At 72.3% G+C, this 23461-nt stretch carries 21 protein-coding genes; 10 read left to right on the top strand and 11 right to left on the bottom strand.

Annotated features, from left to right (window positions below; translation table 11 throughout):
* The first annotated feature begins 72 nt into the window (after positions 1-72).
* Both ACZ4D5_RS05170 and ACZ4D5_RS05165 read left to right on the top strand, forming a co-directional pair.
* On the top strand, positions 73-1725 hold the full coding sequence (locus ACZ4D5_RS05170) for a multicopper oxidase family protein (protein ID WP_467770957.1): 1653 nt from the start codon (positions 73-75) through the stop codon (positions 1723-1725).
* 103 nt (positions 1726-1828) lie between these two features.
* Entirely contained in the window at positions 1829-3589 is a 1761-nt protein-coding gene (locus ACZ4D5_RS05165; protein WP_467770956.1) for an NAD+ synthase, read from the top strand.
* Here the strand turns inward: ACZ4D5_RS05165 and ACZ4D5_RS05160 are convergent.
* From ACZ4D5_RS05160 to ACZ4D5_RS05145, 4 genes are all read right to left on the bottom strand, one after another.
* Positions 3579-4829, bottom strand: a complete 1251-nt coding sequence (locus ACZ4D5_RS05160; protein WP_467770955.1) for an MFS transporter — start codon at positions 4827-4829, stop codon at positions 3579-3581. The genes ACZ4D5_RS05165 and ACZ4D5_RS05160 overlap by 11 nt on opposite strands.
* 154 nt (positions 4830-4983) lie before the next feature.
* Entirely contained in the window at positions 4984-6012 is a 1029-nt protein-coding gene (locus tag ACZ4D5_RS05155) for an endonuclease/exonuclease/phosphatase family protein (RefSeq protein ID WP_467770954.1), read from the bottom strand.
* A 217-nt stretch (positions 6013-6229) separates the two neighbouring features.
* Positions 6230-6874: a TetR/AcrR family transcriptional regulator gene (locus ACZ4D5_RS05150; protein WP_467771485.1), complete on the bottom strand. Its 645-nt coding sequence runs from the start codon at positions 6872-6874 to the stop codon at positions 6230-6232.
* A gap of 63 nt (positions 6875-6937) precedes the next feature.
* The gene (locus tag ACZ4D5_RS05145; protein ID WP_467770953.1) at positions 6938-8536 is read right to left on the bottom strand and encodes an MFS transporter; all 1599 of its coding nucleotides are present in this window, start codon (positions 8534-8536) and stop codon (positions 6938-6940) included.
* 190 nt (positions 8537-8726) lie between these two features.
* Between ACZ4D5_RS05145 and panB the strand changes: the two genes are divergently transcribed.
* From panB to ACZ4D5_RS05130, 3 genes are all read left to right on the top strand, one after another.
* On the top strand, positions 8727-9608 hold the full coding sequence (gene panB, locus ACZ4D5_RS05140; RefSeq protein ID WP_467770952.1) for a 3-methyl-2-oxobutanoate hydroxymethyltransferase: 882 nt from the start codon (positions 8727-8729) through the stop codon (positions 9606-9608).
* Between the two features lie 188 nt (positions 9609-9796).
* On the top strand, positions 9797-10825 hold the full coding sequence (locus ACZ4D5_RS05135; protein WP_467770951.1) for an ATP-binding cassette domain-containing protein: 1029 nt from the start codon (positions 9797-9799) through the stop codon (positions 10823-10825).
* Positions 10822-11652 carry an ABC transporter permease gene (locus ACZ4D5_RS05130; protein WP_467770950.1) on the top strand — a complete coding sequence of 277 codons (831 nt, stop codon included), beginning with the start codon at positions 10822-10824 and terminating at the stop codon, positions 11650-11652. Before ACZ4D5_RS05135 ends, ACZ4D5_RS05130 begins: the two co-directional genes overlap by 4 nt.
* A 10-nt stretch (positions 11653-11662) precedes the next feature.
* Here ACZ4D5_RS05130 and ACZ4D5_RS05125 read toward each other — a convergent pair whose 3' ends face one another.
* Both ACZ4D5_RS05125 and ACZ4D5_RS05120 read right to left on the bottom strand, forming a co-directional pair.
* Positions 11663-14956: an ATP-binding protein gene (locus ACZ4D5_RS05125; RefSeq protein WP_467770949.1), complete on the bottom strand. Its 3294-nt coding sequence runs from the start codon at positions 14954-14956 to the stop codon at positions 11663-11665.
* An 80-nt stretch (positions 14957-15036) separates the two neighbouring features.
* A complete protein-coding gene (locus tag ACZ4D5_RS05120) occupies positions 15037-15519 on the bottom strand; it encodes a DUF6578 domain-containing protein (RefSeq protein WP_467770948.1) in 483 nt (160 codons plus the stop codon).
* 100 nt (positions 15520-15619) lie between these two features.
* On the opposite strand from ACZ4D5_RS05120, the gene ACZ4D5_RS05115 reads away from it, so the two are divergent.
* Positions 15620-16423, top strand: coding sequence for a site-2 protease family protein (locus ACZ4D5_RS05115; RefSeq protein WP_467770947.1), 804 nt, complete (start codon positions 15620-15622; stop codon positions 16421-16423).
* Here the strand turns inward: ACZ4D5_RS05115 and ACZ4D5_RS05110 are convergent.
* The 3 genes from ACZ4D5_RS05110 to ACZ4D5_RS05100 all read right to left on the bottom strand — a co-directional run bounded on the left by ACZ4D5_RS05110 (position 16413) and on the right by ACZ4D5_RS05100 (position 18543).
* Positions 16413-16604: a hypothetical protein gene (locus ACZ4D5_RS05110; protein WP_467770946.1), complete on the bottom strand. Its 192-nt coding sequence runs from the start codon at positions 16602-16604 to the stop codon at positions 16413-16415. The genes ACZ4D5_RS05115 and ACZ4D5_RS05110 overlap by 11 nt on opposite strands.
* A gap of 78 nt (positions 16605-16682) precedes the next feature.
* Positions 16683-17411 carry an NADPH-dependent F420 reductase gene (gene npdG / locus ACZ4D5_RS05105; RefSeq protein ID WP_467770945.1) on the bottom strand — a complete coding sequence of 243 codons (729 nt, stop codon included), beginning with the start codon at positions 17409-17411 and terminating at the stop codon, positions 16683-16685.
* A 22-nt stretch (positions 17412-17433) separates the two neighbouring features.
* Positions 17434-18543 (bottom strand): sialidase family protein, encoded by a 1110-nt coding sequence (locus tag ACZ4D5_RS05100; RefSeq protein ID WP_467770944.1) that lies wholly within the window; start codon positions 18541-18543, stop codon positions 17434-17436.
* 79 nt (positions 18544-18622) lie between these two features.
* On the opposite strand from ACZ4D5_RS05100, the gene ACZ4D5_RS05095 reads away from it, so the two are divergent.
* Both ACZ4D5_RS05095 and ACZ4D5_RS05090 read left to right on the top strand, forming a co-directional pair.
* On the top strand, positions 18623-19225 hold the full coding sequence (locus ACZ4D5_RS05095) for a hypothetical protein (RefSeq protein WP_467770943.1): 603 nt from the start codon (positions 18623-18625) through the stop codon (positions 19223-19225).
* An 89-nt stretch (positions 19226-19314) separates the two neighbouring features.
* Positions 19315-20589 (top strand): MFS transporter, encoded by a 1275-nt coding sequence (locus ACZ4D5_RS05090; protein WP_467770942.1) that lies wholly within the window; start codon positions 19315-19317, stop codon positions 20587-20589.
* 97 nt (positions 20590-20686) lie between these two features.
* Here ACZ4D5_RS05090 and ACZ4D5_RS05085 read toward each other — a convergent pair whose 3' ends face one another.
* Complete coding sequence (locus ACZ4D5_RS05085; RefSeq protein ID WP_467770941.1) at positions 20687-20920, bottom strand: hypothetical protein; 234 nt, start codon at positions 20918-20920, stop codon at positions 20687-20689.
* Between the two features lie 67 nt (positions 20921-20987).
* Here ACZ4D5_RS05085 and map point away from each other — a divergent pair, with 67 nt between their 5' ends.
* Together map and ACZ4D5_RS05075 are read left to right on the top strand one after the other, a co-directional pair.
* Positions 20988-21845: a type I methionyl aminopeptidase gene (gene map, locus ACZ4D5_RS05080; protein WP_467770940.1), complete on the top strand. Its 858-nt coding sequence runs from the start codon at positions 20988-20990 to the stop codon at positions 21843-21845.
* Positions 21846-22028: 183 nt separating this feature from the next.
* On the top strand, positions 22029-22697 hold the full coding sequence (locus ACZ4D5_RS05075; RefSeq protein WP_467770939.1) for a biliverdin-producing heme oxygenase: 669 nt from the start codon (positions 22029-22031) through the stop codon (positions 22695-22697).
* A 44-nt stretch (positions 22698-22741) separates the two neighbouring features.
* On the opposite strand, the gene ACZ4D5_RS05070 is transcribed toward ACZ4D5_RS05075, so the two are convergent.
* The gene (locus ACZ4D5_RS05070; RefSeq protein ID WP_467770938.1) at positions 22742-23455 is read right to left on the bottom strand and encodes a PhzF family phenazine biosynthesis protein; all 714 of its coding nucleotides are present in this window, start codon (positions 23453-23455) and stop codon (positions 22742-22744) included.
* Between the last annotated feature and the right edge of the window lie 6 nt (positions 23456-23461).

Here is a 23461-nt window from a genome sequence, read left to right as displayed (position 1 = left end):
TCGAGCGGTGTACCAGAAGCAGCAGATGCGCCCACCTGCACACGCACCACCACGACGAGGTGTCACTCAGTCATGCGTACACACGTTCCGAACACCCCCTCGCGCCGCACCCTGCTCGGCGCCGCGGCCGCCGTCGCCGGGACGGGAGTCCTGACGGCCTGCTCCGGCTCGGACTCCGGCGGCTCGGGCCACGGCGGTCACGGCGCCGGCGGCGCCTCCGGCCCCGAGGGCTATGTGGACCCGGCGGGCAAGGAGGTCGCGGCCGCCGAGAAGAAGCGCGGCAAGGGCGGCCGGGTCCGCGAGGTGAAGCTGACGGCCATGGAGACCAGACTCGACCTGGGCGGCCCCACGGTGAAGACGTGGGCGTACGGCGACCGTCTCCCCGGCAAGGAGGTCCGCGTCACCGCCGGGGACACCCTCGCCCTCACGCTCGCCAACCACCTCCCCCAGGCCACCTCGATGCACTGGCACGGCATCGCCCTGCGCAACGACATGGACGGCGTCCCCGGACTCACCCAGAAGAACATCAGGCCGGGGGCCGACTTCACCTACCGCTTCGCGGTCCCGGACCCGGGGACGTACTGGTTCCACCCGCACTCCGGCACCCAGCAGGACCGCGGTCTGTACGCCCCCTTGATCGTCGAAGACCCCAGGGAGCCGCTGAAGTACGACAAGGAGTGGGTGATCGTCCTCGACGACTGGGTCGACGGCGTGGACGGCTCGACCCCGGACGGCGTGCTCGCGGAGCTGAGCCAGGGCATGGCCGGTCATGACATGGGCGGCGGCAGCGACGGCGGCGACGGTTCGGGCGGCATGGACCACGGCGGCCACGACATGTCGAACATGTCGCACGCCGCGGCGCGGACCGCCCCGTCCCCGAAGCCGTCCGGCCCCTCCCGGATGATGATGGGCGCCAAGAGCGACCTGCTGGGCGGTGACGCGGGCGACGTCGCCTACCCCCACTACCTCATCAACGGACGTACGGCGAAGGCCCCTTCGCAGTTCCGCGCCCGCCCCGGGGACCGGATCCGCCTGCGCGTCATCAACGCCGGCGGCGACACGGCCTTCCGCGTGGCCCTCGGCGGCCACGAGATGACGGTGACGCACTCCGACGGCTTCCCCGTGGCGCACCGGAAGACGGACGCCCTGCTCCTCGGCATGGGCGAGCGGTACGACGTGCTGGTCACCGCCGGGGACGGCGTCTTCCCGCTGACCGCGCTGGCCGAGGGCAAGAAGGCGGCGGCCCTCGCGGTGCTCCGCACGGGCGGCGGCGCCGCGCCGACCGCGGCCACCCGCCCCGAGGAGCTGAAGGGCTCCGTCCTGACGGCGGACAAGCTGAGGGCGCACGAGTCGGTCGCCCTGCCCGCGCGCAAGCCGGACCGCACGATCAGGATCCAGCTGACGGGCGGCATGGCCGGGTACGACTGGGCGTTCGACAAGAAGCCCTACTCCCCCGATCAGCGCCACCCCGTCCGCGCGGGCGAGCGGGTCCGGCTGGCCTTCGCCAACTCGACCTCGATGTGGCACCCCGTCCACCTCCACGGCCACACCTTCGCCCTGGCGAACGTGGTGGGCGGCCCCCGCAAGGACACCGCGGTCATCCTGCCGAACGGCACGCTGACGGTGGACTTCGAGGCGGACAACCCGGGCCTGTGGATGATCCACTGCCACAACGTGTACCACGCGGAGGCGGGCATGATGACGGTCCTCGGCTATCGCAAGTAGCCACCGGGCGGGGCGCCCACCTGGTCCCACCGTGGTCCCAGGTGGGGCGCCCCACACCCCGCCCGGAGGGCATCGCGTCGCTCTGACGATTACACTGGGCCGCGTGCCTCAACTACGCCTCGCCCTGAATCAGATCGACTCGACCGTCGGCGATCTCGCCGGGAACGCCGACGCGGTCGTCCGCTGGACCCGGCACTCGGCCGAGCAGGGGGCGCATCTCGTCGCGTTCCCCGAGATGGCGCTGACCGGGTATCCCGTCGAGGACCTCGCCCTGCGGTCGTCCTTCGTCCAGGCCTCGCGGGAGGCGCTGCGCGCGCTCGCCGTCCGGCTGCAGGACGAGGGGTTCGGCGAGCTGCCGGTCGTCGTCGGCTATCTCGACCGCACCGAGGAGGCCAAGCCGAAGTACGGCCAGCCCGCGGGCGCGCCGCGCAACGCGGGCGCCGTGCTGCACCGCGGCGAGGCCGTGCTGACGTACTCCAAGCACCACCTCCCCAATTACGGCGTCTTCGACGAGTTCCGCTACTTCGTTCCGGGCGAGACCCTGCCGGTCGTGCGGGTGCACGGCGTCGACGTGGCGCTCGCCATCTGTGAGGACCTCTGGCAGGACGGCGGCCGCGTCCCCGCGACCCGCAGCGCCGGGGCGGGCCTGCTGCTCTCCATCAACGCCTCGCCGTACGAGCAGAACAAGGACGACCAGCGCCTGGAGCTCGTGCGCAAGCGCGCCCAGGAGGCCGGCTGCACCACCGCCTACCTCGCGATGATCGGCGGCCAGGACGAGCTGGTCTTCGACGGCGACTCGATCGTCGTCGACAAGGACGGCGAAGTCATCGCGCGCGCCCCGCAGTTCGCGGAGGGCTGCGTGGTCCTCGACCTGGAGCTGCCCGCCGCCGCGCCCGAGCCGCCGTCCGGTGTGGTGGACGACGGCCTGCGCGTCGAGCACGTCACCCTCTCCGAGGAGCCCCTGCCCGCGTACGAGCCGGAGCTCACCGGTGGGTACGCGGAGCGCCTGGACGACGACGAGGAGGTCTACTCCGCGCTGGTCGTGGGCCTGCGGGCGTACGCCGCGAAGAACGGCTTCAGCAGTGTCCTGATCGGGCTCTCCGGCGGCATCGACTCGGCGATCACCGCCGCCATCGCCTGCGACGCGCTCGGCGCGCAGAACGTGTACGGCGTCGCCATGCCGTCCCGCTACTCCTCGGACCACTCCATCGGCGACGCGGAGGAGCTGGCGCGGCGCACGGGGCTCAACTTCCGTACCGTGCCGATCGCCCCGATGTTCGACGCGTACATGGGCTCGCTCGGGCTCACCGGGCTCGCCGAGGAGAACCTCCAGTCGCGCCTGCGCGGCACGATGCTGATGGCGATCTCCAACCAGGAGGGGCACATCGTCCTCGCGCCGGGCAACAAGTCCGAGCTGGCGGTGGGCTATTCGACGCTGTACGGCGACTCCGTGGGCGCGTACGGCCCGATCAAGGACGTCTACAAGACCTCGATCTTCCGGCTCGCGAAGTGGCGCAACCGCGCGGCGCAGGAGCGGGGGCAGACGCCGCCGATCCCGGAGAACTCCATCAGCAAGCCGCCGAGCGCGGAGCTGCGCCCGGACCAGGTCGACACGGACTCCCTGCCGGACTACCCCGTCCTGGACGGGATCCTGGAGCTCTACGTCGACCGTGACCAGGGCGCGGACGCGATCGTGGCCGCGGGGTACGACCGGGAGCTGGTCACGAAGACGCTGCGGATGGTGGACACCGCGGAGTACAAGCGGCGGCAGTACCCGCCGGGCACGAAGATCTCGGCGAAGGGCTTCGGCAAGGACCGCCGCCTGCCGATCACGAATCGGTGGCGGGAGTCGGCTACGGACTGACGTGCGTGTGCGGTGAGGGAGCTGCGGGCCGGTGGGGGCTGGTCTCGCAGTTCCCCGAGCCCCTGACGGGGCTCGGCGCCGCCACCACCGGAGCACGCTGCAGGTCCACCAGATACGCCGCCCCCGCCACCGCGAGGCCCAGCGCCGCGAGGCCCGCGCCCGCCACCGCCGGGGACGTCACGCCGAAGCCCGCCGCCAGGGCGAGGCCGCCGATCCACGCGCCACCCGCGTTGGCGAGGTTGAACGCCGCCTGGTTGGCGGAGGAGGCCAGGGACGGTGCCGCCGACGCCTTCTCCATCACCATCAGCTGCAGCGGGGACCCGGTGACGAACGCCGCCGTGCCGAGCAGCACCACCGCGAGCGCGGCGCTCCACGCGGCGCCCATGAGCGGCGGGAACAGCACGAGGACGAGCGCGAGCGCCGCGAGGCCGCCGAAGAGCGTCCCCCGCAGGGAGTGGTCCGCGAGGCGGCCGCCCAGCAGATTGCCCGCCGTCGCGCCGACGCCGAACAGGGCGAGGAGCAGCGTGACGCTGGACTCCGCGTAGCCCGCCGCGTCGGTCAGCATCGGCGTGATGTAGCTGTACGCGGCGAAGAGCGCCCCGAAGCCCGCGACGGTCGTGCCGAGCGCGAGCCACACCGGGACGCTGCGCAGCGCGCGCAGTTCGCTGCGCAGCCCGGCCGCGTCGCCGTGACCGTGGTCGGCCGGGACCAGGAGGGCGAGGGCGGCGACGGCGGCGAGGCCGATCGCGCTCACCGCGAGGAACGTGGCGCGCCAGCCGAGCTGCTGCCCCATCGCCGTGCCCACGGGAACGCCCACGATGTTGGCGACGGTCAGGCCGAGGAACATCAGGGAGACCGAGCGGGCCTTGCGCTCGGGTCCGACGAGCCCGGTGGCGACGACCGCGCCGACGCCGAAGAAGGCGCCGTGCGGCAGCCCGCTGAGGAAGCGCGCGGCCATCAGGAGGTGGTAGTCGGGGGCCGCGGCCGAGAGCGCGTTGCCGGCCACGAACAGCAGCATCAGGCCGATCAGGACGCGGCGGCGCGGCATGCGCGCGGTGACGGCGGCGAGCAGCGGGGCGCCGACGACGACACCGAGGGCGTAGGCCGAGACGAGGTGTCCGGCGGTGGGGATGGATATGTGCAGGTCGTCCGCGACGTTGGGCAGCAGGCCCATCATCACGAACTCGGTCGTACCGATGCCGAAGGCGCCCACGGCGAGGGCGAGCAGGGCCAGGGGCATGAAGAAGTACCTTCCACGGAACGGGGACGGGCCGGGGCGGGGGACGGGGCCGGCGAGAAGCGGAACCCACAATTCTACGTGCGGAACACAGCCCCTCGCCCCGGATATTCCGTGGGGGCGGGAAAGGAGGCGTCGAGGAGGGACGACGCCGGCGTCACGAGGAGAGGTCGACCCGGGCCGCGATCGGCAGGTGGTCGCTGGCCGTCTCCGGCAGCGTCCAGGAGGAGACCGGCTCGACGCCCTTGACCATGATCTGGTCGATGCGGGCCATGGGGAACGACGCGGGCCAGCTGAAGCCGAAGCCGTTGCCCGCCGCGCCCTGCGTGGACCGCAGCTGGGAGGTGACGGCGTTCAGGGCACGGTCGTTCATCGTGCCGTTGAGGTCGCCGAGCAGGACGACCTTGCCGATCTTCTCGTCGGCGATGGCCTCGCCGAGCGCGTCGGCGCTGTTGTCGCGCTGGTTGGCGGTGAAGCCCGCGTCGAGCTTCACGCGCACCGACGGCAGGTGCGCGACGTAGACGGCGACCTCGCCCTTGGGGGCGGCGACCGTCGTCCGCATCGCGCGCGTCCAGCCCAGCTTGATGTCGACGGGCTTGGTGTCGCTCAGCGGGTACTTGCTCCACAGGCCGACCGTGCCCTGCACCGAGTGGTACTTGTACTGGCCGGAGAGGGCCTTCTCGTACGTGGGGACGGCCTCCGCGGTGAGCTCCTCCAGGGCGATCACGTCGGCGCCGGAGGCCGCGACGTCCCGGGCGGTGCCGGTCGGGTCGGGGTTGTCCGCGTTGACGTTGTGCGTGGCCACGGTCAGGTCGCCGCCGGTGCCCGACTTGTCGGTGATCAGGCCGCCGAACGAGTTGACCCAGACGATCACGGGCAGCAGCAGGGCGATCAGCGCGCTGGCCGACTTGCGGACCAGGGCGACGACGAGCAGCACCGGGATGAAGAGGCCGAGCCAGGGCAGGAAGGTCTCGGTCAGGCTGCCGAGGTTGCCGACGTTGTTCGGGATCTGCGCGTGGAAGATCATCACCAGGGCGACGAAGACCGCGACGCCCGCGGTGACCAGACCCCGCCGCCAGATGCCGGGGTCGCCCCGCCACCCGTCGAGCAGGCGTCGGAACCGGGACCCCGGGCGCTCGGGCCCCGAGCCGCCGCTGCCCGTCTCCGTCATATACGCCTGCGCCATGCTCTCGTCGCCTCACTGCCTGCCGTGCACACCGTCTGTCCCGCCCCTGAAACCCTAGGCGATGATCGGGTGTCGTCCCTGCCGTCCGCGACGGCCGTACAGGCAGCAGGACGAACGGCGCGGCGCGGCGGGTTCCTGATCTGCGGCCGAGAACATCCTCTGTGACGAAATGCGCATAACCCGGCGCGGCTTTCGTACAACCCCCGCCGCCGACGGGTCACGCGCCGCTTCGGTCCGCGGGCCGCAGCCCCTCCAGGACGGTGTCGACGATGCGCTGCGCGAGGTCGTCGTCGAGCGGGGCGTCGGGCCGCATGACCGTGCGCAGCAGCATGGGCCCGACGAGGAGGTCGTTGGCCGTCTCGATGTCGACGTCCGCGCGCAGCTCGCCGTTCGCGACGCCCCGCCGCAGCACGTCGTAGGTGGTGCGGCGGCGGGGGTCGACAACCGTGGCGTGGTACGCCTCCCACAGCTTGGGCAGGGCCTTCATCTGCGCGAAGACGTTGTGCAGCATGGCCGAGGAGCGCATGTTCAGGCCGCGTCGGCGCAGGCCCTCCAGAAGGCAGACGAGGTCGTCGCGCATGGAGGTGCCGGGCAGTTCGGCGTCGGGCTCCTCGAAGACGCGCAGGACGTCGACGAAGAGGGCCTCCTTGCCGTCCCAGCGCCGGTAGATGGTGGCCTTGCCGACGCCGGCGGTGCGGGCGATCCGCTCGATGGAGAGCTCGGTGAGCGGGACGCCGTCCTCCAGGAGCCGCACCACGCCCTCGATGATGGCCTGCTCCACGGCCTCGCTCCTGGGGCGGCCGCGGCCGCCCCTCGTGGTCGACGCGCCGTTCGCGATGCCACTGTCGCCCGGGGTGCGCACGCCCTTGTGGATCACGTCGTCCCGTCTCCCTCTCTCCGCTGCCGCTGCCCGGCCGATTCTCCCTCAGCGCCCGGCGGCGCCCACCGGCTCGGTCTCCTTCCCCTCCGGTTCCGGCTGTGCCGGGGTGCGCCCCGGCAGGAACAGGAAGACGACCACCGCGCCGATGGCGGCGACGCCCGCGCCCCACAGCGCCGTGACGTGCATGGCGTGCAGGAAGGAGTCGTTGGCCGCGGAGACCAGCGGCTCGCCCTTGGGGCCGAGCTTCGCGGCCACGCCGAGGGTCGCCTCGATGGACTCGCCCGCGGCGTGCCGCGCCCCTTCGGGCAGCGCCGCGAGCTCGTCCTCGACGCCGCCGCGGTAGGCCGTGGAGAGCACCGAGCCGAGGACCGCGATGCCGAGGGCGCCGCCGACCTGCCGGAAGGTGTTGCTGAGCGCGGAGGCGGAGCCGGCCTTCTCACGGGGCAGGGCCTGCATGATCACGACGCTGGTGGGCGTCATGATGTGCGCCATGCCGGCGCCCATCAGGAAGAAGACGACCTCCAGGAGCCAGATCGGCGTGTCGGTGTCGAAGATCGTGAAGGCCGCGAGGGTCGCCATGACCAGGAGCAGTCCGCCGGTGCACACGGCCCGGACGCCGAAGCGGTCGACGACGAGGCGGGCGCGCGGCGCGAAGATCAGCTGGGCCACCGCGAGCGGCAGCATCAGCAGGCCGGTCTCCAGCGGCGTGTAGCCGCGCACGCTCTGGGTGTAGAAGACCGCGAAGAAGGTCACGCCCATCAGCGCGAAGAAGACGAGCGCGATGGCGCAGATCGCCGCGGAGAAGACGCGGTTCTTGAAGTACGTGATGTCGATGGACGGGTGGTCGCTGCGCTTCTCGTGGAGCACGAAGGCGGCGAGGACGACGAGGCCCGCGGCGACGGTCCCGAGCACGGCCGGGTCGGTGAAGTCGGCGAGCTGGCCGCCCTTGATGATGCCGTAGACGAGCAGGACCAGGCCGACGACGGAGAGCGCGACGCCGAAGAGGTCGATCCGGCCGGGCCTGGGGTCGCGGGAGTCGGGCACCAGCCAGACCATCAGCGCGACGGCGACGAGCACGATCGGCACGTTGATCAGGAAGACCGAACCCCACCAGAAGTGGTCGAGGAGCACACCGCCGGTGATGGGCCCGATGGCGATGGCGAGGCCGACGCCGCCCGCCCAGATGCCGATGGCCTTGGGCTGCTCCTCGCGTTCGAAGACGTTCATGAGGATGGCGAGGGTGGCGGGCATCACGAAGGCCGCGCCGAGGCCCATCACCGCGCGGAACGCGATGAGTTCGGCGGGCGATCCCGACTCGGCGGCGAGCGCCGAGCCGAGGCCGAAGACGACGAGCCCCGCGAGCAGGATCTTCTTGCGGCCGAGCCGGTCGCCGAGCAGGCCGGCGGTGAACAGCAGTCCCGCGAAGACGAGCGTGTAGGAGTTGATCGCCCACTCGAGCTCGCTCTGGGTGGCGCCCAGGCCGGTGGGTTCGGGCGTGGAGATCGTCTTGATCGCGACGTTCAGGATCGAGTTGTCGAGCACCACGATCAACAGGCTGAGCATGAGCACCCCGAGGATCGCCCAGCGGCGCCGGTGGACGGCTTCCGGGATGCGAGGAGGGGTGGGTATGGCAGGGGATGACATGCCCTTCACCCTAGACCCATTTCGATACGAGACCGTCTCGTATTGGAAAGGCTTTACTCAAGGGCCTCGCCGAGCCGCCCCTCCGCATTACCGGGGGACGCACTAGCCCCCGGACGGCACGTGATGCCACCATGGACTCGGTCCGGGGACGCCGTCAGGGCGCCTCGAGATGACAGAAGGAGAAGTTGCGATGACGCAGCTTTCGGCTGCCCAGAAGAGCGCCGATGCCCCCAGGAACCCCGACAGCAGCAAGGCGCTGTACGGCGGCAAGGGCACCCGGCGCATCACCGTGCGCGACATCACCGCCGCCAAGGAGCGCGGCGAGAAGTGGCCCATGCTGACCGCCTACGACGCGATGACCGCGTCCGTCTTCGACGAGGCGGGCATCCCCGTGATGCTCGTCGGCGACTCGGCGGGCAACTGCCACCTCGGGTACGAGACGACCGTGCCCGTCACCCTCGACGAGATGACCATGCTGTCGGCCGCGGTCGTACGGGGCACCTCGCGCGCCCTGATCGTCGGCGACCTGCCGTTCGGCTCGTACCAGGAGGGCGCCGTGCAGGCACTGCGCTCCGCGACCCGCCTGGTGAAGGAGGCGGGCGTCGGCGCGGTGAAGCTGGAGGGCGGCGAACGCTCCCTGGCCCAGACCGAGTTGCTGGTGCAGTCCGGCATCCCCGTCATGTCCCACCTGGGTCTGACCCCGCAGTCCGTGAACACCATGGGCTACCGCGTGCAGGGCCGCGGCGAGGAGGACGCCCACCGGCTGATCCGCGACGCCAAGGCGGCACAGGACGCCGGCGCGTTCGCGGTCGTCCTGGAGCTGGTCCCCGAGGAGCTGGCCGCCGAGGTCACCCGCTCCCTGCACATCCCGACCGTGGGGATCGGGGCGGGCGCCGCGTGCGACGCGCAGGTCCTGGTCTGGACGGACATGCTGGGCCTGACCGGCGGGAAGATGCCGCGCTTCGTGAAGCAGTACGCGGACCTGCGCGGCGTCATGTCCGGCGCGGCCAAGGCGTTCGCCGAGGACGTGGTGGGCGGGGCGTTCCCGGCCCCGGAGCACGCCGTCCACTAGCCGCTCGCGGACCGCCGCCGACCGGTCACGGACCACCGCGGCACCACGGCAGCCCGTCGGCCTCCCCCACCGACGGGCTGCCCTTCCCGCCCGTGCCGTACGCGGCCGGAGCTCGCTCCGCAAGCCCCTGTCAGGCCGTGTCAGCGGGATGTCGGTGGTTTGTCGGTGGCGTCTGACAGCTTGGGGGCATGAACCGAATCGACATGACCCCCGACGGCGCGGGAAGCGCGGTCACCGTGAGGGGACTGGTCAAGCACTACGGCGAGACCAAGGCACTGGACGGCGTGGACCTCGACGTGCGCGAGGGCACGGTCCTCGGCGTGCTCGGCCCGAACGGCGCCGGCAAGACGACCCTCGTGCGCTGCCTGTCCACGCTCATCACCCCGGACGCGGGCTCGGCCCTCGTCGCCGGGTACGACGTGGTCCGCCAGCCCCGCCAGCTCCGCCGCGTCATAGGCCTCACCGGCCAGTACGCCTCGGTGGACGAGAAACTCTCGGGCCGCGAGAACCTCTACATGATCGGCCGGCTGCTCGACCTGTCCCGCAAGGACTCCAGGTCCCGCGCCGACGGCCTCCTGGAGCGCTTCTCCCTCACCGACGCGGCCAAGCGCCCGGCGAGCACGTACTCCGGCGGCATGCGCCGCCGCCTCGACCTCGCCGCGTCGATGATCGGCAGCCCGGCCGTCCTCTACCTGGACGAGCCGACCACCGGCCTCGACCCCCGCACCCGCAACGAGGTCTGGGGCGAGGTCAAGCGCATGGTCGCCGACGGCGTCACCGTGCTGCTCACCACCCAGTACATGGAGGAGGCCGAGCAGCTGGCCTCCGAGCTGACGGTCATCGACCGCGGCAAGGTCATCGCCAACGGCGGCATCGACGAACTGAAGGCGAAGGTCGGCGGCCGCACCCTGCGCGTCCGCCCGGCCGATCCGCTGGAGCTGCGCCCCCTGGCGGGCGCCCTGGAGGACCTGGGCCTGACCGGCCTCGCCACCACGACGGTGGACGTCGAGACCGGCACGGTCCTCGTCCCGATCCTCAGCGACGAGCAGCTGACCGCGGTGGTCGGCGCGGTCACCGCGCGCGGCATCACCATCGGCTCGATCGCCACCGAACTGCCCAGCCTGGACGAGGTGTTCCTCTCCATCACCGGCCAGAAGGCCAGTGCCCCGCAGGACGCCCGCCCCACCGGGAACGAACTCGAGGAGGTCGCCGTATGAGCGCCACCACTCTCACGCCGCCTCCCCTGACCAAGGGACAGGCCGACGGCCGCATAGGCCTGCGCGCGCACGTGCGCCACACCGGCGCCCTGGTCCGCCGCAACCTGCTGTGGATCCGCCAGGACCCGGAGTCGATGTTCGACGCCGTCCTGATGCCGATCGTCTTCACGCTCCTGTTCGTGTACGTCTTCGGCGGCTCCATCGGCCAGGCCCTCGGCGGCGGTCAGGACCAGTACGTGCAGTACGTGGTCCCCGGCATGATGGCGATGATGAGCATGAACATCGCCATGGCCGTCGGCACCGGCTTCAACCAGGACTTCCAGAACGGCATCATGGACCGCTTCCGCACCCTGCCGATCGGCCAGGGCTCGGTCCTCTTCGCCAAGATCGTGGTGGAGGTGATGCGGCTGCTCATCGCGACGACGATCATGATGATCGTCGGTGTCCTGGTGGGCTTCGACATCACCAACTGGCCCGGCCTGTTCGCCTCCGTGGGCCTCGCCGCCCTCTTCGGCACGTCGATCATGTGGATCTTCCTGGTCCTCGGCGTCGCGATGAAGAGCGCCCAGTCCGTGCAGGCGATGGGCTTCCTGGTCCTGATGCCGCTGCAGTTCGGCTCGTCGATCTTCGCGCCGACGCAGTCGATGCCGGGCTGGCTGCAGGGCTTCACCGACTACAACCCGCTGTCCTCCCTCGCCGACGCCGCGCGCGGCCTGATGGTCGGCGGCCCGGTGGCGCACGACCTGTGGGTGACGATCGGCTGGTCGGTGGTGCTCACGCTGGTGATGGCGCCGATCGCGATCCACAAGTTCCGCACGAAGAACTGATCAGGAACGATCACTCGTCGTGCACGGTGCACAGGGCGGTGGCCTCCTCCAACGAGAGGCCGCCGCCTTCTTCGTACGCGATGTCGTACGCCGCGTCGCCGAGCGCGGCACGGGCGAGCTCCACGGCGGACCCGTAGATCTCCTGCTCCATCGCGTTCAGGAAGTGTCCCGGCTGAGCCTCGCGGTCGGCGACGGCGAGGATCCGCGCCGCGTCGGCGGCGCGGCTGCCGCCGTCGACCTCGGCGAGCGCACGGGCCGCGATCCTCAGATGGATGGGAATCCCCTGCGGGGCGACCAGCTCCGGCAGCACGTCCCTGGCCTTCTCCACGGCGGTGCGCGCTCCGGCGACGGCCTCGGCGTACCGCCCCTCCAGCGTGTTGAGCCAGGCCTCCAGCCCCAGCACGAAGCTGTCGAAGACGGCGTGCCCCACACCGCCGCGGAACTCCGAGCGCAGCAGCCGCAGTTGCTCGCGCCCCTCGGTGACGCGTCCGGTGCGGGCGAGCGCGCCGACGAGGAAGAGCCGGGCGGCGGGCTCGGCCTCACCGGTGTGGCCGCGGCCGTCGCCCTCGATGACCTCCCGCAGCAGCGCCTCGCCGCGCTCGAAGTCGCCCGGCGCGCCCGTCGTCCAGTCGGTCAGGACCGAGCCGAGGCGGGCCCGCAGGACGGCCGCCTGGCTGCGGGCGCCGAGCTGTTCGGCGTACCCGATGGCGGCCTCGAAGTCCTGGGCGGCCAGGTCGAATCGGCCGCGCCGCTCATGGGACTCCCCGCGCGCGGAGAGCGCCTCCGCCATGCCCCAGACGTCGCCGATCCGCTCGAAGCACCGCAGCGCCTCGTCCGCGTCGCCGCTCGCCTCGGCCGCCCAGTCGGTGCGGTTGGCCAGGAAGCCCGCACGCATCTGCAGCGCGGCAGCCAGTTCCCAGGCGTGGCCGAGCTCGCGGCAGGTGTCGACGGTCGCGTCGAGGATGAGGCGCAGGCGCTCCGTGTCGCCGGTGAGCATGGTGGCGAAGAGCCAGAGGTTGCCCGGTGTACGGCACGTCTGCGGGAGCCCCGGGCGGTACGCGGTCCTGATGCCCTCCAGTCTGGCCTCGGCCTCCGGCGACTGCCAGAAGGTGATGTCCAGCTCCAGGCAGGAGAGTTGGAGCAGATGCGCGCCCCTGCGTGCCTCCACGAGGACCTCGGGGGCCATCGGCGGGGGCGTGGCCGTGCACGGCTCGTACAGCGGGGGCGCGGGGGCGACGGGTGGGGCGAACGGGTCGGGGCCGAGCGCGATGACGTCGCGGGACCATGCGCCGGTCTCCGTGCGCAGCCCCCGTATCTGCCAGTACCAGGCCAGGGACAGCACGAGGCAGAGCGCCTCCTGTTCGTCCTTCGCCGCGAGGGCGTGCCGCAGGGCGGTGCGCAGGTTCTCGTACTCGGTCTCCAGGCGCTCCACGGCCGCGAGCTGGCCGCGGCCGCGCAGCCCGGGGTCGGTGGTCCTCGCGACCTCGCGGTAGTGCACGAGGTGCGCGCGCTCGGCCGCGGTCCTGTCCCCCGCCTCGTCGAGCCGCTCGCCCGCGTACTCGGCGACGGTCTCAAGAAGCCGGTAGCGCATGCCTGCGGGCGAGGGGTCGGCGACGACAAGCGACTTGTCGACGAGGGAGCCGAGCACGTCGATGACGTCGTGGGGCCCCGCGCACACCTCTTCCGCCGCGGCCAGGTCGCAGCCGCCGGCGAAGACGGAGAGGCGGCGCAGGACGGCGCGCTCGGCCTCGTCGAGGAGCTCCCAGGACCAGTCGACGACGGCGCGCAGGGTCTGCTGGCGGGGCAGGACCGTGCGGGCGCCGCCGGTCAGGAGGCGGAAGCGGTCGTCGAGCCGGTCGGCGATCTGGCGCGGGGTGAGCATCCGCAGCCGGGCGGCGGCCAGTTCGATGGCGAGCGGCAGCCCGTCCAGGCGGCGGCAGATCTCGGCGGCCGACGCGGGGTCGTCGCCGATGGCGAACCCCGGATTCACCGCGGCGCCTCGCTCCGCGAACAGCCGCAGCGCGACCGGTTCGGGCAGCGGCTCGACGGGGCGCACCGACTCGCCCGGTACGCCGAGGGGTTCACGGCTGGTGGCGAGGACCGTCAGGCCGGGGCAGCGGGCGAGGAGCTCCTCGGTGAGGCGGGCGGCCGCCTCGACGACGTGCTCGCAGTTGTCCAGGACGATCAGCATGCGGCGCGGCGCGCAGTGCTCGACGAGGCGGGCGAGGGCCTCCCCGCCGTGCCGCTCCGAGAGGGCCCGCATCTCCTCGGCGCCCGCGCCGCGCAGCACGGTCTCGCGGGCGCCGAGGGCGGTGAGGACGGCGGCGGGCACGTCCGCGGGTGCCTCGACCGGCGCGAGCTCGGCCAGCCACACGCCGTCGGGGAAGCCCTGCGCGGCGGCCTCGGCGGCCTCCTGCGAGAGCCGCGTCTTTCCGGCGCCGCCGGGCCCGAGCAGAGTGACGAGCCGCTCACGCCCGAGATCGCCCCTCAGCCCGCCGATGTCGCCCTCCCGCCCGACGAAGGAGGTGAGCCTGGCCCGCAGGTTCCCGACGGCACACGCCCCCGCGCCCGGCGCCTGCGCGCCCTCTCCCCGCAACAACTCCCCGTGCAGGGCCTGGAGTTCGCTCCCGGGGTCGGCCCCGAGGCGATCGGCGATGTCACGGCGTACGTCCTCGTACGCGGCGAGGGCCTCGGCGGGGCGGCCCGTGTCGCGCAGGGCGCGCAGCCGCAGGATCTGCAGGGGCTCGTCGAGGGGGTGGCTCTCGCACAGCGCGGCGAGCTCGGGCAGGGCGTGTTCCGCCTCGCCGAGGGCGAGGGCGGCGGTCATCCTCGCGCGGCGGGCGTCGAGGCGGCGGGCCTGCCAGCGGGCGGCGTCCGCGGTGCGCTCGGGCAGGTCGGCGAGGGGTTCGCCGGTCCACAGGGCGAGGGCGTCGTCCAGGACCTCGGCGGCCTTCGGGGCGTCGCCGTCGGCGAGGGCGCGGCTGCCTTCGCCGACGAGCCGGTCGAAGCGGAACACGTCCACGTCGTCGGGGTTCGCGCACAGCCGGTAGCCGCCGTCCACCGCGACGACGGCGTCCGCGCCGATGGCCCTGCGGAGCCGGCCGACCAGGGCCTGGAGGGCGCCGGGGGCGTCCGCGGGCGGTTCCGCGGCCCAGACGTCGTCGACGAGGGCGGCGGCGGGGACGGTGCGGCCGGGGCGCAGGGCGAGGGCGGTCAGCAGCGCGCGAAGGCGTGCGCCGCCGACGGCGACGGTTTCTCCGTCGGACCGCACGGCTCTGGCGGCGCCCAGCACGCAATACCTCACCGCCCTATTGTCCACGGGCCGTGCCTGCGCCCACCCGTGCCGCCCCGGCGGCGCGATTCAGCGGTACCGGCGAACCGGCCTCAGTCCACCTCCAAGGACACCAGCACCCCCGTCTCGTCCTTTCGATACCCCTGCCGGTCCGGCTCCCCCCGCTCGAACCACTTGGGGCACACCGGCACCTCCCGCAGCCACCTCTCCCCCGCCACCCGCGAACCGTCGGCGAAGCGCTGCGCAACGACCTGGATGGACCGCACCCGGCCCACGGTCACCGGCCACTTCCCACCGTGCCGCTCCACCGTCAGCAGCCCCGTCAGGTCCGCCCGCGCGGGCCACCTCCGCCCGTCCCCGGTCCACGGCACCGTCACGCCGCCCGTCCGCACCACGGGCCCGCCCCCGGCCGACTCGACCGCCCCCGAGATCCCGGTCAGTTCACCCGCCCACGCCGCGTCCCCGCACACCGCCTCGTCGACGAGCAGCTGCCACGCCACCTCGTCCCCGACACCGAACGGCTCCCCGCAGCACTCCATCTGCCAGTCCTGGTACATCACGTTCCACAGGGTCATGCCCCAGCCTCCACGGAACTCCACGGCATGTGCGAGACGTTTTCGCCGTGAGCCCGGTACGGTCGGCACGCCGACCGCCGTCCCCCAGGAGCCCCGCCCCATGACCACCGCCCCCATCCGCCGCAGCGACCGGCGGATCAGCCCCGTCTTCCTGGGGATCGCCGCCGTCACGGCGGTCTCCGGCTGGGCCGCCTGGACCGGCTTCGCGGACAACCCCGGGCTCGCCGTCTTCCTCTTCGTGACGGCCGCCTGGATCGTCTCCCTCTGCCTGCACGAGTACGCGCACGCCCGCACCGCCCTGCACAGCGGCGACATCTCCATCGGCGCGAAGGGCTATCTGACCCTCAACCCGCTCAAGTACACGCACGCGCTGCTCAGCATCGTGCTCCCGGTGCTCTTCGTGATCATGGGCGGCATCGGTCTGCCCGGCGGCGCGGTCTTCATCGAGCGGGGCCGCATCAGGGGCCGCTGGAAGCACAGCCTGATCTCGGCGGCGGGCCCGCTGACGAACGTGCTGTTCGCGATCGTCTGCACGGCACCGTTCTGGCTGGACGCCCTGGACGGCGTCCCGGACGCGTTCCGCTACGCCCTCGCGTTCCTCGCCCTGCTCCAGGTGACGGCCGCGATCCTGAACTTCCTGCCCATCCCGGGCCTGGACGGGTACGGCGTGATCGAGCCCTGGCTCTCGTACAAGATCCGCCGCCAGGTGGAGCCGTTCGCGCCGTTCGGGCTCCTCGCGGTCTTCGCGGTCCTGTGGATCCCGGAGGTCAACCGCGTGTTCTTCGACGCGATCGACGCGATCCTGCGGGGCCTGGGCGTCAGCGAGTGGGACAGCTACTGGGGCCAGAAGCTGTACAGGTTCTGGGACGGCCCGGCGGAGGTCCCGCCGTCGCTCAACCGGTGACCGGGCCGGAGGCCGCCCGCCGCGCCTTCTCCTTGCGCAGGTAGAACCACGCCATGTTCGAGGAGAGCCCCGCCAGCAGCACCCACACGATGCCGAGGAAGCTGCCCCGCGCGAAGGAGATCACGGCCGCGGCGACGGCGAGCGCGCAGACCACGAGGGCGTACAGAGCGAGGCGGGGCATGGGGTCGGCTCCTGTCGGATTCCGGCGTTGTCGTACGCCGACCAGTGTCCCCCATGCCCCGCCCCGTCCCGTACGCGGCTAGACGTCGGTGACCCGCAGCCCCGCGTGCGCCTTGTAGCGGCGGTTGACGGAGATCAGGTTGGCGACCAGGGACTCGACCTGGTGGGCGTTGCGCAGGCGTCCCGCGAAGACGCCCCGCATCCCGGGGATGCGGGCGGCGAGCGCCTGCACCGCGTCCGTGTCGGCGCGGCTCTCGCCGAGCACCATCACATCGGTGTCGATCTCCTCGACCGACGCGTCCTGGAGCAGCACGGCGGAGAGGTGGTGGAAGGCGGCGGTGACCCGCGAGTCGGGCAGCAGGGCCGCGGCCTGCTCGGCGGCGCTGCCCTCCTCGGGCTTGAGGGCGTAGGCGCCCTTCTTGTCGAAGCCGAGCGGGTTGACGCAGTCGACGACGAGCTTGCCGCTCAGCTCCTCGCGCAGGGACTCCAGGGTCTTGCCGTGCCCCTCCCACGGCACGGCGACGATCACGATGTCGCTGCGCCGCGCGCACTCCGCGTTGTCGGCGCCCTCGACGCCGAGGCCCAACTCGTCGGCGGCGGCCCGCGCGCGCTCGGCCGCGCGGGAGCCGATGATCACCTTCTGGCCCGCGCGGGCCAGCCGGTAGGCGAGGCCGCGCCCCTGGTCGCCGGTGCCGCCGAGCACGCCGACGACGAGCCCGGACACGTCGGGCAGCTCCCAGGGGTCCTTGGCCGGGGCCTTCGCGGGGGCGTTCCCTGGGGCGTTCTGCGCACTGTCTGTAGAGGTCATGGGGCGACCTTACTCACCCGTATCAGCGCCCGCCCGCACCCGTATCGGCGCCCGCCCCGGCCAGCCCCGCCACCGGTATCCGCCGGAACGAGATCGTCTCGTACGCGCTGAAGTCCCCCGTCTCGTACAGCAGCCCGACGGTCTCCTCGTCGAGGCGCACGAGGTCGGAGTAGGCGGCGGGCAGCCCGTCGACCGTGTGCGCGACCTGCCAGGTGGTGCCGCCGTCGGTGGAGCGGCGCACGGTCATCAGGGCGCGGAAGCCGGGGTCGGCGGGTCCCGAGAAGAGCAGGACGTCGGGGTCGCGCAGCTGCAGGACGCTGCACTCCACGACGGGCCCGGTGAGTCCGGCCTGCGGACGGAAGGGTTTGACGAGGCTCGCGCCGCCGTCGCGGGAGTGGGCGTCGGCGCGGTTGCCGGGCGCCGGGGAGTCGTTGCGGGTGTTGAAGTAGAGCCGCCCGTCGGGGAGTTCGGCGGCGGTGGTCTCGTTCACGTTGATGTAGCCGTTGGTGTTGTCGTCGATGTAGCCGATGCGCCAGGTCGCCCCGTCGTCGTCGCTGAGCAGGCAGTGGCCGCCGTTGTACTTGCCCTCGGTGCCGTTGTCGGTGCCGGTGGGCGGCAGGGAGTGGTTGGCGGGAACCACCACGCGCCCCGTGGTCAGCTGCAGGGCGTGCCCCGGCGTGGTCGCGTACCACCGCCAACTCGCCTTCTTCACCTGCGCGGTGATCTCGCGCGGCACCGACCAGGTGAGGCCGTCGTCGTCGCTGTGCTGCACCCACACGCGGCGCCCGTCGGCGGCGGAGACGGTGCCGCGGCGGATGGCGTCCTCGGTGGCCGCGGCGGCGTTCCTGACCTGGACGAGGAGGACGCGTCCGGTGTCGAGGACGACGGGGGCGGGGTTGCCCGCGAGGTCGGCGCCGTTCTTGCCGACGACCTGGAGCGGGCCCCAGGTGCGGCCGCCGTCGGCGGAGCGCTTGAGGACGACGTCGATGTTTCCGAAGTCCGCCTGGGAGCCTACGCGGCCCTCGCAGAAGGCGAGGACGGTGCCGACGGACGTCCTCACGACGGCGGGGATGCGGAAGCTCGCGTATCCCTCGCGGCCCGCACGGAAGGGAACAGATGTCTGGGCAGTCATCCCCCGCCCTTCCCCAGCGCGGGGGAATTCCCCGTGAACTCCCGGTGACGAGTGGCATGTTGGGGCAGGATGCGACGCCATGGACGCCGTACGGGTCGCGCTGCTGCGCGAAGTGCTCGCCGGGACCGAGTGGATCGGCGCCACGCGCCGCTTCGCGGGGGCGCTGCGCTCCTCCGTCGTGCCGCACGGCGGCGGTCTGCTGCTCGTGGGCACGCGGGCGTACGAACCGTGGCACCTGGCCGCGCACCTGGTGGACGAGGCGGCCTGGTCGGGCACGCCGGAGCTCACCCCCACGCTCGTACGCCACCGGGTCCGCGCCGGGGACCCCGCACACCTGTCGACGGGGCTCGGCAGGATCGAGGCGGCGCGGCGCGGCGAGACGCTGCTCGTGGTGGCGCCGGACGCGCCGGGAGCGGAGCTGCTCACACGCGTGCACGACGCGCGGCAGGCCGGGGCGACGGTGCTCGCGCTCGGCTCCGGGGACCGGGACCTGGACGCCCTGTCGCACGACGCGCTCGCGGTGCCGCAGACGCCGGACCTCGACCTGGACACGGTCCAGCACCTGGTGAGCGCGGCGGCCGGGGAGAACGCCCTGCCCGAGGCCCGCGGGCGCAGGCGGTTCCGCGACCGGCTGTCCCGGCTCGCCGACCAGCTGACGTCACCCCCGCCGACGCGGTGGTGAACCTCGCGCGGACGCGGTGGTGATCCTCACGCCCGTCCGGCGGAAATTCAGTTGCCCGGTGCACCCGTCGCCGCTGAGCATGACTTCTCGTGCCTCTCTCCGCGATACTGCCCGATCTTTCACCCTGGCGTTCCACCCGTGACTTCCGTCTGCTGTGGATCCAGGGCCTCGTCACGTACTTCGGCAGCTTCATGGCGATGGTCGCCCTGCCGCTGCAGATCAAGGAACTGACGGACTCGCCGGTCGCGGTCGGCGCGATGGGCGCGGTCGAGCTCGTGCCGCTGATCGTCTTCGGGCTCTACGGCGGCGCGCTCGCCGACGCGGTGGACCGGCGCAAGGTGATCCTCCTGACCGAGGCGGCGCTCGGCCTGCTGGCCGTCGTGCTCCTGGTCAACGCGCTCCTGCCCGACCCGCTGCTCTGGCCGCTTTACGTGGTCGCGGCGGGCGTCTCCGCCCTCGCGGGTCTGCAGCGCCCCGCGCTCGACTCGCTGATGGCGCGGATCGTGCCGCACCACCAGCTGACGGCGGCCGCCGCGCTGAACTCGCTGCGCTGGAACGTGGGCGCCATCGCGGGCCCCTCGCTGGCGGGCCTCGTCGTCGCCTACTTCGGGCACGCGTCCGCGTACGCGATCACGATCGTCGGCTTCACCGTGTCCGTGCTCCTGTGCACCCGCCTGTCGCCCGCGCCCGCCGCGCACGACGCGGAGAAGCCGTCCCTGAAGGGCCTGGCCGAAGGTGCGCGGTACGCGTGGTCACGGCCGGTGCTCCTCGGTACGTACGCGATCGACATGGCGGCGATGTTCTTCGCCTTCCCGAACACGATCTTCCCGTTCCTCGCGGACGACCTGGACGCCAAGTGGTCGCTCGGCCTGATGTACGCGGCGGGGGCGGTCGGTTCGCTGCTGCTCAGCCTCACCAGCGGCTGGACGTCGCGGGTGCGGCGGCACGGGCTGCTCGTGGTGTTCGGGGCGGCGGGCTGGGGTCTGGCGATCACGGCGGCGGGGTGGTTCTCGAACGTCTGGGTGGTGCTCGTCTGCCTCGCGTTCGCGGGCGCGGGCGACATGCTGAGCGGCCTCGGCCGCTCCACCATCTGGAACCAGACCATCCCCGACGAGCTGCGCGGCCGCCTCGCCGGCATCGAGGTCCTGTCCTACAGCGTGGGCCCGCAGCTCGGCCAGGTCCGCGCGGGCGCGACGGCGGGCTGGACCGGCACCCGCCCCGCCATCTGGTCCGGCGGCCTGGCCTGCCTGGCCTCGGTCGGCGTCCTCGCGGCGGTGCTGCCGCGCCTCATCTCGTACGACGCGGACACGGACCCGGACGCGAAGCTGCGCAGGGAACGGGGCGAGGCAGAACTGACGGCCTAGCGGTCCCGCGCCCCGAAGGGGCGCGGGGAACTGCGCGACCGGCCACGGAGCACCCGCAGACGACGGACGGGATGATGCGGCACACCCAGCCGAGCGCTCACGCGTCGTCGTTCTCGCCCCGCGCGGCGGAATCGTGCCACCGGGGGTCGTTCTCCCATTCGAGGTTCCGCTCCCTGGCCGTCTCCATCGCGTGCTCCGCCTCCGTACGCGAGGCGTAGGGGCCCATGCGGTCCTTGCCCGGGCAGTCCGGGCCCTCCTCGACCCGCCGGTGTTCCAGGCAGTAGTACCACTCGCCCGGTTTGCCGACCGTCCTCTTCTTGAACAGCGCCATGCCCCGCTCCTTTCGTCCCGCTCTCTGAGGCCATGCTGCCCCACCGCGGCTGGCTAGACTCGCTGGCATGTCTGGCCAGTCACCGCTCGTCCCAGGGGAGCTCTCTCCCATCCGTTCCGTACCCGGCAACATCAGGCGCCCGGAGTACGTGGGGAAACCCGCCCCGACCCCGTACAAGGGCCCCGAGGTGCAGACCCCCGAGACCATCGAGCTGATGCGCACCGCGGGCCGCATCGCCGCCCGCGCCATGGAAGAGGCCGCGAAGCACATCGCGCCCGGCGTCACCACCGACGAGCTGGACCGCGTCGCGCACGAGTACATGTGCGACCACGGCGCCTACCCCTCGACGCTCGGCTACCGCGGCTTTCCGAAGTCGCTGTGCAGCTCGATCAACGAGGTCATCTGCCACGGCATCCCCGACTCCACCGTCCTGAACGACGGCGACATCATCAACCTCGACGTCACGGCGTACATCGGCGGCGTGCACGGCGACAACAACGCCACCTACCTCGTCGGCGACGTCGACGAGGAGTCGAAGCTGCTCGTCGAGCGGACCCGCGAGTCCCTCAACCGCGCCATCAAGGCGGTCAAGCCCGGCCGCCAGATCAACATCATCGGCCGTGTCATCGAGTCGTACGCCAAGCGCTTCGGCTACGGCGTGGTCCGTGACTTCACCGGCCACGGCATCAACACGTCCTTCCACTCCGGCCTGATCGTCCCGCACTACGACAGCCCGCACGCCACGACCGTGATCCAGCCCGGCATGACGTTCACGATCGAGCCGATGCTGACGCTCGGCACGTACGAGTACGACATGTGGGAGGACGGCTGGACGGTCGTCACCAAGGACAGGAAGCGGACCGCGCAGTTCGAGCACACACTGGTGGTGACGGACACCGGGGCGGAGATCCTCACGCTGCCCTGAGTTCCGCGGACCGGAAGATCGAAATCCTTACGGTTCCCTGAACCGGCAGCGGGTAGCTTTTTTACCGACAGGACGTCGGGAACCAGTTGACTTAGGTAAGCCTAACTTGCCATGATCTGCGGCAGGGGTCGCGCTGGTTCCCGGCCATCCCGTCATTCCTCGGCTCCCCGTTGGAGGTCCCGCATGGACACGCCGCTCACGCCCTTCTCGACGGTCATCCGCACCGCGTCGCACGAGCAGCACACCGAGGCGGAGACCTCGACGTTCATGAGCGACATGCTCGGCGGCAGGCTCGGCGTCGACGCCTACACGCGCTACACGGAACAGCTGTGGTTCGTGTACCGCGCCCTGGAGGGCGGCGCGCAGGCCCTGCGCGAGGACCCCGTCGCGGGGCCGTTCATTCGGCCCGAGCTGGCGCGCGTGAGCGAGCTGGAGCGCGACCTCGCGCATCTGCGGGGCGCGGACTGGCGCGAGGGCCTGACCCCGCTGCCCGCCACCGCCGCGTACGCCGCGCGGATCGAGGAGTGCGCGCGCACCTGGCCCGGCGGCTACGTCGCCCACCACTACACGCGCTACCTCGGCGACCTCTCCGGCGGCCAGATCATCCGCGGCAAGGCCGAGCAGACCTGGGGCTTCGCGCGCAAGGGCGACGGCGTGCGGTTCTACGTCTTCGAGGGGATCCCCAACCCGGCCGCGTTCAAGCGGAGTTACCGCGAGCTGCTCGACGGGATCGACGAGGTCGTCACGGACGAGCTGGAGAAGAAGCGGATCGTCGACGAATGCAAGCGCGCTTTCGCTTTGAATACGCGGGTCTTTCGTGAGCTGGGGGAAGAGTTTCCGTTGACGGCGTGAGTGCTGAGGTCGCGGGGGCGCTGCCCCCCCCGGGCCCCCGCTCCTCAAACGCCGGAGGGGCTGAGTTTCACCCTTCCCCCCACCTCGATCCCTCCCCCCGGCCCCGGAGCCGTGAGGATCTGTGAGCCGCGTCCCTGCGTGATGTTGAGGGCGCGGCTCAACTCGTGGGCGAGCAGGAGCGCCGCCGCGCCCGTCGCCTCGTCCTCGTCGATGCCGTCGTTCCGGCCGGGGAAGCCCCTCGCGCGCACGCGCCCCGCGGCCTCGTCCTGCCACGCCCAGGCGTAGATCCACTCCCCCGGCGGCGGCACGTCGAGCGCGTCGACCTCCGCCACGCTGTCGTACCGCCGCAGCGTCCGCGCCGGCGCCCACTCGGCACGCGCCGTGATCCAGCTGAACTCGCCGTCCTGGCGGGCCTGGACCACCCCCGCGGGCGTGACCAGTTCGGGCAGGTCGAGCAGCCAGGCCGTGCCGACGCAGGGGTGTCCCGCGAAGGGCAGCCGCAGGGTGGGGGTGTAGATGTCGATGACGCCGCGCTCGGGGTCGTCGACGAACACCGTCTCGCTGAAGCCGAGTTCGCCCGCGAGGGCCTGGCGGTCCTCGCGGGCACGGAGGGGGTCTCCCCTGCTCATGAAGAGCTCGGGGAACGGCCCCGGCCGCACGACACCGAGTTCGTTGCCGTGCCGACCGTCGGGCCCGCAGAAGACACGCACCACGTCGAGTGCGTCCAGCACTTCGCCTGCGTCGAGTGGTTCAGTCATCCGCGC

The sequence above is a fragment of the Streptomyces sp. NPDC025651 genome, from assembly GCF_055558735.1.
Note: the sequence above shows the minus strand (reverse complement) of the source record. Positions and strands in the feature narration are given on the sequence as shown.

Bases quoted from the DNA above. Each gene is read 5' to 3' on its own strand.
- ACZ4D5_RS05130 (WP_467770950.1), top strand. From the start codon at position 10,822: ATGAGCGCCACCACTCTCACGCCGCCTCCCCTGACCAAGGGACAGGCC.
- ACZ4D5_RS05160 (WP_467770955.1), bottom strand. From the start codon at position 4,829: ATGCCCCTGGCCCTGCTCGCCCTCGCCGTGGGCGCCTTCGGCATCGGT.
- ACZ4D5_RS05120 (WP_467770948.1), bottom strand. From the start codon at position 15,519: ATGACCCTGTGGAACGTGATGTACCAGGACTGGCAGATGGAGTGCTGC.
- ACZ4D5_RS05170 (WP_467770957.1), top strand. From the start codon at position 73: ATGCGTACACACGTTCCGAACACCCCCTCGCGCCGCACCCTGCTCGGC.
- ACZ4D5_RS05095 (WP_467770943.1), top strand. From the start codon at position 18,623: ATGGACGCCGTACGGGTCGCGCTGCTGCGCGAAGTGCTCGCCGGGACC.
- ACZ4D5_RS05070 (WP_467770938.1), bottom strand. From the start codon at position 23,455: ATGACTGAACCACTCGACGCAGGCGAAGTGCTGGACGCACTCGACGTG.
- ACZ4D5_RS05100 (WP_467770944.1), bottom strand. From the start codon at position 18,543: ATGACTGCCCAGACATCTGTTCCCTTCCGTGCGGGCCGCGAGGGATAC.
- panB (WP_467770952.1), top strand. From the start codon at position 8,727: ATGACGCAGCTTTCGGCTGCCCAGAAGAGCGCCGATGCCCCCAGGAAC.
- ACZ4D5_RS05075 (WP_467770939.1), top strand. From the start codon at position 22,029: ATGGACACGCCGCTCACGCCCTTCTCGACGGTCATCCGCACCGCGTCG.
- ACZ4D5_RS05145 (WP_467770953.1), bottom strand. From the start codon at position 8,536: ATGTCATCCCCTGCCATACCCACCCCTCCTCGCATCCCGGAAGCCGTC.
- ACZ4D5_RS05110 (WP_467770946.1), bottom strand. From the start codon at position 16,604: ATGCCCCGCCTCGCTCTGTACGCCCTCGTGGTCTGCGCGCTCGCCGTC.
- ACZ4D5_RS05135 (WP_467770951.1), top strand. From the start codon at position 9,797: ATGAACCGAATCGACATGACCCCCGACGGCGCGGGAAGCGCGGTCACC.
- npdG (WP_467770945.1), bottom strand. From the start codon at position 17,411: ATGACCTCTACAGACAGTGCGCAGAACGCCCCAGGGAACGCCCCCGCG.
- map (WP_467770940.1), top strand. From the start codon at position 20,988: ATGTCTGGCCAGTCACCGCTCGTCCCAGGGGAGCTCTCTCCCATCCGT.
- ACZ4D5_RS05155 (WP_467770954.1), bottom strand. From the start codon at position 6,012: ATGGCGCAGGCGTATATGACGGAGACGGGCAGCGGCGGCTCGGGGCCC.
- ACZ4D5_RS05085 (WP_467770941.1), bottom strand. From the start codon at position 20,920: ATGGCGCTGTTCAAGAAGAGGACGGTCGGCAAACCGGGCGAGTGGTAC.
- ACZ4D5_RS05115 (WP_467770947.1), top strand. From the start codon at position 15,620: ATGACCACCGCCCCCATCCGCCGCAGCGACCGGCGGATCAGCCCCGTC.